The sequence below is a fragment of the Streptomyces sp. NPDC050704 genome (assembly GCF_040654355.1).
In the GTDB taxonomy this organism is placed as follows: domain Bacteria; phylum Actinomycetota; class Actinomycetes; order Streptomycetales; family Streptomycetaceae; genus Streptomyces.
Window position 1 is genome coordinate 42,319 of record NZ_JBFAHW010000040.1, and the last position, 13,345, is coordinate 55,663.

A 13,345-nucleotide genomic window follows, 5' to 3' on the forward strand; every position below is an offset into this window, starting at 1 on the left:
CCCTAGCCGCCGAACCTGAGGACGGTGGTGAACTCCACCGCGCCGTCGGCGGAACCGGTGCCGACCAGCGTTGTGGCGGGTTCCTTGCGCCCGAAGCCGGGGGAGTACCAGCCCAGCGGCGGGTCGCTCTCGCCGCGATGCGCCCGCCAGGACAGCTCCCCGGGCAGGTCGAGCACCGCGGAGCGCTCCTCGCCGTCCCGGGTCCAGGTGAGCTGTGCCCGGTTCCCCACCAGGTCCGCGGCGATCGCGGGGCCGAGGTGGAACGCCAGGCGTACGACCCGGTGCGGGCCGGGTTGGCCGCGGACCTCGTCGACCACCCTCAACTCCGGTGTCGCGGCGGTCAGTTCCACCCGGCGGCGGTGCACGGAGCCCTGGTAGCCGTCGTGTTCGGCGGACCAGCGGGCCGTCCCCCCGTCGGAGGTGCCGGGTGTGTCCACGGCCAGGACGCGGCTGCGGGCATGCCGGGTCCACAGGAACGGGCCGCCGGAGACGGACTGGTCACCGCCGTCCAGCTGCAGGGTGTTGTGGCCGAGGGTCGAGCGGAAGTACTGCCGCCACTCGGGCTGCCCGTGGTAGCAGAACGTCCCCGGGTCGGCGAGCACGTCGACCCCGTCGTGCCGGACCTCCACGGACAGCGCGTCCGCGTGGGCATGCGCGGCGATGGACAGGAAGCCGTGCGGCCCGCCGTCGCAGCGGCACCAGATCTCTCCCGTCTCCGCCGGACCGCGCAGGATGGTCATGCCCGCGTCCGCGAAGTGGGCCGGTAGGCTTGTAGGGCGGGTCGCGGTCGGTGTGGTTCCACCGTCCGAGTACGGCCGGACGAGCGCGGCAAGGAGCGGGGTACGCACATCGGTGCCGGTCACCGCCGGCCACCAGGCGAGCCGGCCGAACACGGCGTCCCCGGTGGCAAGGAGCGAGGCCCAGCGGTCGGTGCCCGCGCCGTCCAGGACCAGACCGTGCCCGTCGTCCGCGTCACCCTGGCGCGGCGGCCGTAATCGGCTGTCCACGACGGCCGCGAGCGCGTCGGTCATCCGCAGCAGCACCAGCCGGACGGACGCGGGGACCGGCACGTCGGCGGCGTCCGCCTCGGCCACCGCGGCCAGGCCGAGTTCCAGCACGAGTCCGTGATATTCGGTGGCCAGCTCGCGGTTGAGGCCGGAGTCGAAGGTGTTGCTTCGCAGGTGCTGTTCCAGCGACCGCAGCGCGTCGGCCCGCCAGCGTGCCGAGGAGGGGAACCACCCGAACGCGCAGGCGGCCGCGAACTGCCCGGCGGCCTCGGCGATGATGTGGTTGTTCGCCGAAGAGCCCCGGCTGGGGAAGGCGGCCAGCCAGCGCTGGTGGTGCCAGATCTGGTTCAGCGCCACCGGGTTGTCCTCGAAGAGACCGGCCGCGCCCGGCCAGCCGTCGAGCAGCCGGCGGATCCACACCCAGGACAGCAGTCGGATGCCCAGCTCGATGCCGCTGATCCAGTGCACGCCGCGCAGCGGAGGGTTGGCCGTCCACCACGACCGCAGGTGCTCGGCCACGCGCTCGGCGTACCGCTCGGCGCCGGTGATCGCGTAGGCGGCGGCGAGCTGGGTCAGGTACTGGTGCCGGGACAGCTCCCAGATCTGCTTGATGTCCCCGACCGCGTCCTCGTTGCGGTACGGCACGTCGAAGGCATAGCCCCATGGAGCCCGGCGCCCGGTCTTCGGGTCGCACCACCAGTCCGGGTCGACCAGGTCGTCGCGGACCACCCCGAAGTACTCGGCGTGCCCGTACATCAGCCGGTCCGCCTCGGCGATGAGACGTTTCGCGGCGTCCGGAGATACCGCGGCGATCGTCCCGGCGGGCAGTACCGCGGTGAACCGGGCGTCGGTCACGGTCGGGCAGTCGGGCCGTGCCGACCGCCACCGCCGCCTGCGCACCGCGTCGCCCGCCCGGCCGCCGACCTCCCGCGGTCCCATCCGGGACAGCCGCCGCAGGTACCAGCCCGGACTCCCCGAACTCACCGTCATCGCGCCCTCGCCAACGTCACCGGCGCACCGCCGGCCAGGCCGGCCTGCACGGCGAGCGTGGCCGCCGTGGTGGCGACCAGCGACTCCAGCGGCACCGGCATCGGCCCGCCGGTCCGCACGGCCTTGACGAACGCGGCCAGTTCGGCGTTCTGGCCCTTGTCCCGGGCCTTGGGAAGCCGCGAACTGACCCACCGCTTGCTGTCGTACACACTGGCCCGGACGAAGTCGTCGAGCCGCAGCACCTTGCCGTCCGCGATCAGGTCCAGGGTCTCCTTGGGGAAGCCGGCCGCGCCGGTGGTGACGTAGCTGATGGTGGCGGTGGACCCGTCCGGGTAGCCCAGCACGACCTGCAGGTCCTCGTTGCCGGGCGCGGCGACCGTGTACACCGAGACCGGGTCGGCCCCGAGCAGCCAGCTCGCCGTGTCGATGAAGTGTCCGCCCTCGCCGGCGAACCGCGAGCCCTCGGTGCCCTGTCGGAGGTACCAGCTGCCATGCTGCAGCCGGCCCGCGTTGACCAGGTAGCGCAGGCTCGCCGGACCGGTCCGGGCGCCGAACCGCTGCCTGGCCTCCTGGAGCAGCGGCGCGAACCGGCGGTTGAAGCCCACCTGGAGCCGGTCGTTGCCGGACTCCTCCACCGCCGCGAGCACGCCGGCCAGCTCGTCCTCGGTGAGGGCCAGGGGCTTCTCCACGAACACCGTCTTGCCGGCCAGGAGCGCTCTGCGGGTCAGTTCGGCGTGCGAGCTGTGCCGGGTGACCACGAACACCGCGTCGATGGACTTGTCACCGAGTACGGCGTCGAGGTCGGTGGTCGCCTCGGTGAAGCCGAACTTCCGCTTCGCGTTGGCCGCGGACAGCGCCGTCGTGGTGACGACGGTCGACAACTCGACGCCGTCGCGCTGGGCCAGGTGCGGCAGCAGCATCGACGTCGCGTAGTTGCCCGCGCCGACGAACGCGAGTCGCACCGGCGCTTTGGCGGCCCGGGTCGGTGTGGACACTCCGCCGCCGGGCCGCTTCACCGCGGGCACGGCTACCACCGGGGCTTCCGCTTCCCCTGCTTCCGCTGTGTGTTCGTCGGGGCCGGGGTACCGGAACAGCACGGCCACGGCCTTCAGATCGCCGTCCTTCAGGCTCTGGTAGGTCTCGACGGCGTCATCGAAGTCGGCGACGTGGGAGACCAGGGGCTCCACGTCGACGCGGCCGAGGGCGAGGAGATCGAGGAAGCACGCCAGGTTGCGGCGCTCGGTCCAGCGCACGTAGCCGATCGGGTAGTCCCGGCCCTCCAGCTCGTACTCCGGGTCGTAGCGCCCGGGGCCGTAACTGCGGGAGAACCGGACGTCGAGTTCCTTCTCGTAGTACGCGTTCCACGGCAGGTCCAGGCGGCACTTGCCGATGTCGACGACCCGGCCGCGGTCCCGGCAGAGCCGGGCGGCCAGCTCCACGGGCTGGTTGCTGCCGCCGCCGGCGGCCAGGTACACCTGGTCCACGCCGTGACCGCCGGTGAGTTCGGCGACTGTGGCCTCCACGGCCGCGGACGCGGGATCGCCGCAGGCGGCGGCGCCCAGCCGCTCGGCCAGCTGGCAGCGCGTCGGGTCGGGGTCGACGCCGACGACGCGGACTCCCGAGGCGGTGAGGAGCTGGACCACCAGCTGCCCGATCAGCCCGAGGCCGATGACCAGGGCCACTTCGCCGAGCCGTGACTCGCCCTGGCGGACGCCCTGCATCGCGATCGACCCGACGGTGCCGAAGGCCGCGTGCCGCGGCGCGAGGCCGTCCGGCACCGGGGCGTAGAGGTTCTTCGGCACCCAGTTCAACTCGGCGTGCAACGCGTGCTCGTTGCCGGCGCAGGCCACTAGGTCGCCGACCTTCACGTCGTCGACGCCGGCGCCGACCTGCTCGACCACCCCGCACAGCGAGTAGCCCAGCGGTGTGTAGGAGTCCAGCTTGCCCATCACCTTGCGGTAGGTGGCGGGCACCCCGTTGGTGGCCACGCTCTGCATGACCTTGGCCACCTGGTCGGGGCGGGAGCGGGCCTTGCCCACCATCGACATGCCGGCCTCGGACACCTTCATGAGCTCGGTGCCGGTGGATATCAGCGAGTAGGCACTGCGGACCAGCACACCGCCCGGCTTGCACCCCGGCACCGGCACGTCGAGCACCGCCAGCTCGCCGCTCTTGTAGTTCTGTACAACCTGCTTCACCCGTACTCCTCAGATTCCTAAGCCGTTGAACGAGTGCTCTGGCCGGACCCGGAGGTCGCGCCGCGATACCAGTACTCGAGGGTCAGCACATGCCACAGATGCTTGGAGAAGTCCCGCTGCCCGGCGGCGTCCTCGGCGACCATCCGCGCCAGCGCGTCGCGGCGCAGGATCCCGGAACTGACGAGCACGCCGTCGTTGATCACCTCGTGCACCAGCGGTGCCAGATCCCGGCTCATCCAGGCCCGCAGCGGGGCGCTGAACAGGCCCTTGGGCCGGTACACGATCTCCCGGGGCAGGATCGAGGTGGCCGCCTCCTTGAGGACGGCCTTGCCCTGCCGTCCGACGATCTTGCGATCGCCGGGCACGGCGAACGCCGCCCTGACCACCTCGACGTCCACGTACGGCACCCGCACCTCGGTCGACGCGGCCATGCTGGAGCGGTCCGTGTAGGCGAGGTTCAGGCCCGGCAGGAACATCCGGGAGTCGGCCAGGCACATGCGGTTGACGAAGTCGGCAGGGTCGTCGAGGGCATTGTCCTGGTAGATGTCCGCATGCTCGGTCAGCACGTCGTCGACCGTCCCGGCCAGGTCCGGATCGACCAGGGCGAGCAGCTCGGCCTGGTCGTACATGGTGTAGCTGCGCCGGAAGGCGGTCTCCTCCGGCAGATCGGCGAAGGAGAGGAAGCGCTTCGCGAAGCGCACCGACCGGTACCCCCGGCGGGCGGTGGCGACCGGCAGCCGGTCCACGGCCCTGGACACCCCGCGCCGCAGGGGCCGCGGGACGCGCTGGTAGCGCAGCGCGAGCAGGTTGGCCAGGTGCTTGCGGTACCCGGCGAACAGCTCGTCGGCACCCATCCCCGAGAGCATCACCTTCACCCCGGCCTCCCGGGCGGCCGAGCAGATCAGGAACGTGTTGATCGCGGCCGGGTCGCCGATCGGCTCGTCCAGGTGGTACGTCATCTGCGGCAGCAGGTCGAGCACGTTCGGAGCGATCTCGATCTCGTGCAGGTCGACGCCGAACCGCTCGGCCACCTGCCGGGCGTAGCGCAGGTCGTCCGGCATCGACTCGAACCTGGCGTCCTCGGCGCGGAACCCGATCGTGTAGGCGGAGATCCCGGGTCGGTCGCGGGCCGCAAGGGCGGTCAGATAGCTGGAGTCGAGACCGCCGGAGAGGAAGGTCGCCACGGGTACGTCGGAGAGCAGGTGGCGCCGGGTCGACTCCTCGACGATGGCACCTATGTCCGGCAGCTCGCCGGCCCGCGCCCGCTCCCGGCCCTCCGCGGCGACGTCCTTCAGGTTCCAGTACCGGCCGTGCTCCACCCGGCCGTCCGGCCGGAACTTCATCCAGCTCCCCGGCGGCAGCTTCTCCGCCTCGCGGAACGCGCAGCGTGAGTCCGGCACCCAGTAGTAGAGCAGCGAGGCCACCAGCGCGGCATGGTCCACCTCCAGCGACCCGCCGGTCGCGGCGGCGAGCGCCTTGAGCTCGGAGGCGAACACCAGGCCCGCACCGCGCCGGATCAGGAACAGCGGCTTGATGCCCAACTGGTCGCGGGCTAGCACCAGTTCACCGGTGCGCTCGTCGAAGATCCCGAACGCGAACATGCCGCGCAGCCGGGGCAGGCAGTCCGTGCCCCAGCGCCGCCAGGCCTCGAGCAGCACCTCGGTGTCGGAGGTACCGCGAAAGCGCACCCCGGCGGCTGCCAGCTCGGCACGCAGCTCGGGCGCGTTGTACAGCTCGCCGTTGTACGTAAGGGCGAGGCCGTCCGAGACCATCGGCTGGGCGCCGGTCTCGGACAGGTCGATGATGGCCAGCCGGCGGTGCCCGAGCTGTACTTCGCCGTCACCGACGGAGTGGCCGTACCGGCCCGCCCCGTCCGGACCGCGGTGGGCGAGGGTGTCGGTGAGCCGGTCGGTCACGACCTTGCCGTCCGGCCATCGGTAAGTGCCTGCGATGCCACACATGTCCTACCTCGCCTCCTGGTCGTTGTCCGGGCCCTGTGCGGTCCACGCCGGCAGCCGTTCCGTCCGCCGCCGGCCCGTGCCGTTCTGCCGGGCCGGTACCTCGCCCACCTCGCCGCGGCCGCGCGGCGCGGTGGGCGCCCCGTCCCACAGCGTGCCGTCGGTCCTGTCACGCGGATCGGGGTCGATCAGCACCACACCGATCACCGGAATGCGCTGGTCCGCGAGCTGCCGTGCCACGGTGTGCAGCCATGCGGCGCTGCCGTGCCCGGCACGTACGACGAGCACGGTCCGGCTCCCGAGGTACCGGAGGTCGGTCCACGCGGTGCCGGGCGCGACCGAGCCGACACCGATCCGGCGCTCCTGTGGCGACACGGCCGCCGCACGCTCGCCGCTGACCACGGTCGGGTCTCCTGGCTTCTGGCGGCGCTTTGCGAGCTGCGGTCCTGGCAGACCGTCGATGACGACCACCGGCCCCTCCGCCGCCACAGCCGCGGTGAGGTTCAGCGCGATCACACTCGTGCTGCGGGCACAGCCGAGTTCCAGCAGAGACAGCGGTTCCGCGGAGCCGCGCACGGTGCGGGCCAGGCTCGCGGTGAGCCGTTCGCGTGCCGCCCGGGTCCGTCGGCGCTGCCACAGCCTGCCCGACCGGCGGGGCAGTTCCGTGATGACCGAGGCGCCCAGGTTCGCCGCGATGTCCCGGCGCAGCACGGGGCGGTCCCGCACCACCGTGGAGACCGCGGCCAGCGCGAGCCCGAGTACGAGCCCGAGGACGAGCCCGATCGCGGCGTTGGTGACGGCGGCCTTGGGCAGGGAGTGCCGGATCGCGCGCGGGGCGTCCACGATCTGTGTGCCGGCGATGATCCGGGGCGTGCCCATGCGCGCCTCCTCGGCGCGCTGGCCGAAGTCGGTGATCCGCGAAGTGAGTTCGGCCCGGCGGGCGAAGAGCGACTCGGTGCTCGCCGACGCTTCCGGGTCGCTCTCCGGCGATCGGCCGCCGATCGCCTCGTTGACCTCGGCGAGCTCGTCCCGCATACGGTCACGCTGGTCGAGCAGGGCCTTGGACTCGGCCTTCGCGGTCTCCTGCATCCGCCGCACATGGTCCGCGACGAACGCGTCGGCCAGCGCCTTGGCCCGGGCCACCGCTTCCGTGTCGCTGTCACCTGTCACGTCGATCTGCAGCAGGTTGTTGGTCAGGCCGGTGCCCCGGTAGTCCCGCATGAAGTCCTCCGGTTTTTCCGGGGACTTGAGGGACCGCAGGGCCCGCTCGGCGATCCTGGTGGTCCCCAGGAGCTCGGCGTCGGTGCGGATCAGCGTTCCGGTGTCGTTCGGCTGGTCCTCCTGATGTGCGACCAGCACCTTGGTCACCGCGGTGGGCGGTGGCGGCAGCAGGACCGCCATCGCGGTGCCGGCCAGCAGTCCGAGGAGCGCCAGGGAGCACCAGAGGCGGCGGCGTCTGCGTACCGCCACCACCAGCGCCTGCAGGTCGAAAAGCGGAGTGGCGGCCGACGACTCCGGAATCTTGCTCGTCGTCACACTGAACCTTCCCTCGCGTTGTCGCCGACCCTGATCTCCGGCGAGGCGTGCTGCGGAGGACGGTCGGCGGTTCGCGGCGGACGGGCCCGGACCGTGTCGGCGACGACGATGCCGACGACCTCATGCCTGCTGTCCGTACACGCCTCGGCGATACCGGCGAGCTCCTCCGCGGTCCAACTGCCCGCGCTGAGCACGACCAGGGCGCCGGACTCTGTGTCGCGGTCCGGCACCAGCGGCCGGTCCACCGAAACTTCCACCACCCGCAGCAGCGGGTCGTTCCCGGCCTCGGCGACGAGCTGCCCGGCGGCCCGGCGGGCGATATCGTCGCCGTCCGGTACGACGACCAGCAGCCGCCGGGGGGCCGGCAGCTTGTCCCGGAGACGGGCGCACACGCGCCGGTAGCGGATCCGCCTGCCGGCCTCGTCGCCGGACAGCTGCGGGGTCGGTATGTCCCACCGCGCGTCGACGCCGAGGAGTCTGCGGATACGGGCCCGCGGGCCGAGGTCTTCCGGCCGGTGCGCGGGCCGTTCACCGGATACGTCGACGGTGCCGAGGAGCGCCGAGCCCAGCGCCGCGGCGATCTCCGGTTCGGTGCGCAGCCGGCGGTTCATCCGTGCCGCGACGAGATGGCCGATGACCGAGAGCAGGAAGGACAACAGCGCTCCGGCGACGACGAGTTGCGTCGTCGTCGGCGGGGCTTCGCCCGTCGGCCGGGCCGACGGACCCATCACGACCATGCCCGCCTTGTTGGTCGCCGCGTCGGCCTCGTCCAGCTTCCGCATGGCCTCCTGCAGCGTGGTGCGCAGCTTTTCGAGCTCGGTGCGGGCCTGCACGCTCTCCACGGTCTGTCCGGGATCGGCCGCGTTGGCCAGTTCGGTGATGCGGCGGTCGGTCTGCACCACCTTCTTGCGCAGTGCCTCGGGCTCCGTCGCCGCGTCGTCGGTGTCGTCGCCCGCGATCCGCGCGGCGAAGGTGACGAACTGCCGGGCCACCTGGTCGGAGAGCCGCTGCGCGCGCTCCGGGGTGTCGGCCTTGCCCGAGATCTTGATGATGTTCCCGTCGGCGGTCTCGGCGCTCACTTGATCCAGCAGCTCACTGCCGCTGACGCCGGTCCAGTCGAGCTCGGCTGCCGCGCGGTCGACCACCGCCGAACTGGCCGCGACCTCCGCCTGGGTCAGCAGTTCGCGTTCCTCCCACTGCCCGGCCAGCAGTACCGATGCCGACGTCGTGTAACTCGGCGGAAAGAGCAGCGAGGTGCCGAAGCCGACGAGCGCGCCCACCACGGTGAGGACGGCGAGAAGTCGCCAGCGCCGACGGAAAATCCGCCCGATCGTGACCAGGCGTATCGTGTCATCGCTCAACTGCGCTGCCTCTTCCCTTTCCGGACCTGGTCGCCCGCCGACACCGGCGTGTGGTCACGGCAGGCAGCGGCGTAGGCGGCGAGCAGCGACGCCTGCGAGTTCCGCCAGGAGAGCTGCCCGCTGATCCGCTTCTGGCCGATCTCGCCCATCCGGGCCCGCTGCTCCGGATCGTCGAGGAGCAGCGCGATGAGCTTGGCGAACTCGGCCTCGTTGTTGGCGGGCGCGTAGACGGCGGCGTCACCGGCGGAGACGCGCGCCTCCCGGAGGTCGAACGACACGATCGGCCGGCCCATCGCCATGTACTCCAGGACCTTGTTCATGGTCGACACGTCGTTGAGCGGATTGCGTGGGTCGGGGGAGAGGCACACGTCCGCGGTGGACAGGTAGCGCACCAGGTCGGCGTCCGGAATGCGCCCGGTGAACCGCACCTGCTCGGAGAGCCCGAGCCGCCGGGACAGTTCCACCATCGCGTCGAAGGCGTCGCCGGAGCCGACGAACACCGCGTGCCAGTCGGTCCGCCCCATCTCGTCGCGCAGCTTCGCGAGGGCCCGCAAGGCGTAGTCGACGCCGTCCTGCGGGCCCATGACGCCGAGGTAGCACAGCAGATGAGGCTTGCCGCGCTTCAACTCCGGCTCGGGCGGCACCGGTTGGAACCGGTCGGTCTGGGGCGCGCTGCGCACCACGAAAACGTCCTCAGGCCGTCGGCCGCCGCGGCGCACCGCGACGTCGCGGTAGCTCTCGTTCGTGGCGAGCACGATGTCCGCGGCCCGGTAGGTCCGCCGTTCCAGCGCGCACACGGCGCGGTAGAGCAGATCCTCGCCGCGGTCGAACCGGGACAGGTACAGCTCGGGTACCAGGTCGTGCTGGTCGAAGACGAACCGCGCGCCGCGCCGCTTCAGCCACAGCGCCGGCAGGAACAGCAGGTCGGGCGGGTTGCAGGCGTGGACCACGTCGACCGGGCCGACCTTGCGGGCCAGCCGGGCCGTGTGCCACAACGCCGATCCGTACTCCCGCAGATAGCCGGCCGGCCCTCCGGTGGCCGCGCGCAAGGGGTAGCGGTGGATCCGCACCCCGTCGATCACCGCCTCCGGCTCCGTGTCCCGTTTCTCCCCGCGGGGGCAGATGACGTGCACCTCCCAGCCCGCGTCGCGCAGTGTCGTGCACTCCTGCCACACCCGCCGGTCGAACGGCACCGACAGGTTCTCCACCAGGATCAGCGCACGTCGGTTCGACCCGTCGCCGCCGGCTGAGTCGCCAAACGCTGTGCCGTCAAACGATGTGTCATCAAACGGTGTGTTACCAAGCAAGGCCCACGTACCCCGGTTCGGCCCGCCGCGCCTCGGCGTCGGGAAGGTGGATGAGGTCGACGATCATCGGTCCTTCGCCATGGGGCAGGGCCGACAGCACGGCCGGATCCCTGGTCCCGACGAGGCACACCTCGGCGTGTTCGAGCACCTCTTCGACGGAGTCCGCGAGCAGCTGCGCGAGGTGCGGCAGCCGGGTCTCGATGTACTCGCGGTTCGCGCCCATCAGCCGGGAGAGGCTCACGTTGGCGTCGTGGATCCGCAGGTCGTACCCCTTGCCGAAGAGTCTCTCCGCCAGCTCGACGAGCGGGCTCTCGCGGAGGTCGTCGGTGCCGGGTTTGAAGGAAAGGCCGAACAGGCCCACCCGGCGCTTGCCGGTGCGCTCGACCAGCTCCACCGCACGCTGCAGATGGTCGGAGTTGGAGGGCAGCACGTGGGAGAGGATGGGTACGGAGATGTCGGCCCGCTGCGCCGCGTGGACCAGGCTGCGCAGGTCCTTGGGCAGGCAGGAGCCACCGAACGCGAAGCCGGGCCGCAGGTAGGCGGGGCTGATGTTCAGTTTGCGGTCGGCCAGGAAGACGTCCATCACCTGGTGCGAGTCCACCCCGAGCGCCTGGTACACCGCGCCCAGCTCGTTCGCGAAGCCGATCTTGAGGCCGTGGAACGCGTTGTCCGCGTACTTGATCGCCTCGGCCGTCGGGACCGGCACCCGGAACACCTCGCCGGGCACGCCGTCGTACAGCGCCGCCACCGCGTCGCCGCTTGCCGGGTCGAGTTCGCCGATGACGGTCTTGGGCGGGTCGAAGAAGTCCCGCACGCTCGTGCCCTCGCGGAGGAACTCCGGGTTGACCGCAACCCCCACGTCAGCCCAGCCCGCCCCGGCCGTGCCGCCGACGTACTTCTCCAGGATCGGTACCAGCAGGTTCAGACAGGTGCCCGGGAGCATCGTGCTGCGGAACACGACGGTGTGCCGGCCCCCCTGCTCGGCCCCCTCGGCCAGCGCGGCGCCGATCTGTTCGGTGACCCGCTCCAAGTACGTGGTGCACAGGCTGCCGTTGGGCTCCGACGGCGTGCCCACGCAGACCAGCGACACCTCGCTGCCCATGACCGCCTCGCGGACGTCGCCGGTGGCGCGTAACGCCCCGGTCCGCACGACCTCGGCGATGAGCTCGCCGATCCGTTCCTCGACCACCGGGGCCTTGCCGTCGTTGACCAGGTCGACCTTCGCCTGGTTCACGTCCACCCCGATGACCTCGTGCCCCATGCTGGCCAGGCACGCGGCCGACACACAGCCGACGTAGCCGAGCCCGAAAACGCTGACCTTCATGACGCGTCCCTCCCCCCAGGCAGGCCCTTGCGGCCTGCGGTCCGTGCGCGACCGTTGAGTTGCGGCCCCCCGCGCATCAGTAGGCCCCCTGTCCGTGGAGCACCGCACGCAGCGTCTTCCACAAGATCACCGCGTCCAGGGCGAGCGACCAGTCCTCCACGTACCGCAGGTCGAGGCGGACCGCCTCCTCCCACGGCAGGTCGCTGCGTCCGCTGATCTGCCACAGGCCGGTGAGGCCGGGCTTGACCAGCAGCCGCCGCCGGATGTCCGGGCCGTACTCGGCGGACTCCTCCGGCAGCGGAGGCCGCGGACCGACGAGCGACATCGATCCGGTGAGCACGTTGAAAAGCTGCGGGAGCTCGTCGATCGAGTACCGGCGCAGCACCGCTCCCACCCGGGTCACCCGCGGATCCCGGCGGAGCTTGAACAGCAGCCCCGCACCCTCGTTGCGGTCGGCCAACTGGGTACGTGCCCGGTGAGCCCCGTCGACCATGGTGCGGAACTTGAAAATGGTGAACTCGCGGCCGTTCTTGCCGACCCTGCGCTGGCGGTAGAGCGCCCCACCACGACTGTCCGCCATCACGAGCAGCGCGACGAACACCATCAGCGGCGCGAACAGCATCAGCAGGATCGCCGCGCCCATCCGGTCGACGACCCCTTTGATCGCCCGGCGGCCCCCGGTGAAGGTCGGCATGCTGACCCGCAGCAGCGGGATTCCGAGCACCGCGTCGACGTGCAGCCGCGGTCCGGCCACTTCCATCAGCACGGGGGCCACGACCATCTCGGCATCGCTGCCTTCGAGGTTCCAGGCCAGCCGCTGCAGCCGGTCCGGTGACCAGTGCGGGTCCGATGTGACCGCGACGACACGGTAGCCGTCGCGGCGGACGTGGTTGGCCACGTCCGCCAGTCGGCCGACGACCGGCACTCCGTCCAACTGGTCACCGTCGGGCCCGAGTCCGTCCGGCGTGCACACCGCCTCCACCTGCCAGCCGAGGTGCGGGAGCTTGCGGGTTCGGGTGATCAGATCGCGTACGGTGGCCGCGCTGCCGGCCGCGAGCACGGGTCTCAGGCACTGTCCTTCCTTCCGCTGTCTGTGCAGCCGGAGGCGGAGCAGATACCGCGCGGTCATGGTGACGATCGCGATCGCGGGTATCGCGACGAAGATCCAGAGTTTGATGTTGCGCGAGGTGAGGGCGATCCCGCCGAGTGCCAGTACGACGGTCGCCGTGAACAGCGAGCGTCCGAGCCGACGGAACTCCTCGGCACCCTGGCCGAGCACGGCCGGAGCCCACGCCCGGCTCACCGCAAGCGCTCCCAGCACCAGCAGTTCGGTGCCGAACGCGAGGATTCCCCACTTCTCGTGCCAGTTGGCCGCGTCCCGGGCCCCGAAGAAGTTGCCGATCGCCGCCACCACCAAGGCGGTGGCCACCGTATCGCTGGTCATCACGGTGCGGCGGTAACGCTGCTCCCAGTCGTGCGCGGACTGTCTGATCGCCCCATCCGCCAGAGGCCCACGCGCCGACGGAAAAGGGCCGACTAATCCCCCCTGCCGCACAGAACCCCCCAGGTCCCCAGTTGTACGACGTGTTCGCCCGACACAGTCCCTCCCCCCGGGAGGTCCCCGCCTCCCGCACAGTCCCTCCCCACGGGAGTCCCTCACCCCC

General features: G+C 71.5%; 8 protein-coding genes. All 8 read right to left on the reverse strand.

All coding sequences use genetic code 11. The features are described 5' to 3' along the window. Window positions 1-2: 2 nt before the first annotated feature. On the reverse strand, window positions 3-1,997 hold the full coding sequence (locus AB0I18_RS23935; RefSeq protein ID WP_363107591.1) for an alginate lyase family protein: 1,995 nt from the start codon (window positions 1,995-1,997) through the stop codon (window positions 3-5). Further along, window positions 1,994-4,195 carry a bi-domain-containing oxidoreductase gene (locus AB0I18_RS23940; protein WP_363107592.1) on the reverse strand — a complete coding sequence of 734 codons (2,202 nt, stop codon included), beginning with the start codon at window positions 4,193-4,195 and terminating at the stop codon, window positions 1,994-1,996. The genes AB0I18_RS23935 and AB0I18_RS23940 overlap by 4 nt, the downstream gene beginning before the upstream one ends. 17 nt (window positions 4,196-4,212) lie before the next feature. Then, window positions 4,213-6,156 (reverse strand): asparagine synthase (glutamine-hydrolyzing), encoded by a 1,944-nt coding sequence (gene asnB, locus AB0I18_RS23945; RefSeq protein ID WP_363107593.1) that lies wholly within the window; start codon window positions 6,154-6,156, stop codon window positions 4,213-4,215. A 3-nt stretch (window positions 6,157-6,159) separates the two neighbouring features. Next, the gene (locus AB0I18_RS23950) at window positions 6,160-7,689 is read right to left on the reverse strand and encodes a Wzz/FepE/Etk N-terminal domain-containing protein (protein WP_363107594.1); all 1,530 of its coding nucleotides are present in this window, start codon (window positions 7,687-7,689) and stop codon (window positions 6,160-6,162) included. Continuing rightward, on the reverse strand, window positions 7,686-9,050 hold the full coding sequence (locus tag AB0I18_RS23955; protein WP_363107595.1) for a Wzz/FepE/Etk N-terminal domain-containing protein: 1,365 nt from the start codon (window positions 9,048-9,050) through the stop codon (window positions 7,686-7,688). The genes AB0I18_RS23950 and AB0I18_RS23955 overlap by 4 nt, the downstream gene beginning before the upstream one ends. Further along, entirely contained in the window at window positions 9,047-10,258 is a 1,212-nt protein-coding gene (locus tag AB0I18_RS23960) for a glycosyltransferase family 4 protein (protein ID WP_363107596.1), read from the reverse strand. The genes AB0I18_RS23955 and AB0I18_RS23960 overlap by 4 nt, the downstream gene beginning before the upstream one ends. Window positions 10,259-10,346: 88 nt before the next feature. Continuing rightward, window positions 10,347-11,681 carry a nucleotide sugar dehydrogenase gene (locus AB0I18_RS23965; protein WP_363107597.1) on the reverse strand — a complete coding sequence of 445 codons (1,335 nt, stop codon included), beginning with the start codon at window positions 11,679-11,681 and terminating at the stop codon, window positions 10,347-10,349. A gap of 76 nt (window positions 11,682-11,757) precedes the next feature. Beyond that, window positions 11,758-13,236 (reverse strand): sugar transferase, encoded by a 1,479-nt coding sequence (locus AB0I18_RS23970; protein ID WP_363107598.1) that lies wholly within the window; start codon window positions 13,234-13,236, stop codon window positions 11,758-11,760. Window positions 13,237-13,345: the final 109 nt, after the last annotated feature.

Bases quoted from the DNA above. Each gene is read 5' to 3' on its own strand.
- AB0I18_RS23935 (WP_363107591.1), bottom strand. From the start codon at position 1,997: ATGACGGTGAGTTCGGGGAGTCCGGGCTGGTACCTGCGGCGGCTGTCC.
- AB0I18_RS23965 (WP_363107597.1), bottom strand. From the start codon at position 11,681: ATGAAGGTCAGCGTTTTCGGGCTCGGCTACGTCGGCTGTGTGTCGGCC.
- asnB (WP_363107593.1), bottom strand. From the start codon at position 6,156: ATGTGTGGCATCGCAGGCACTTACCGATGGCCGGACGGCAAGGTCGTG.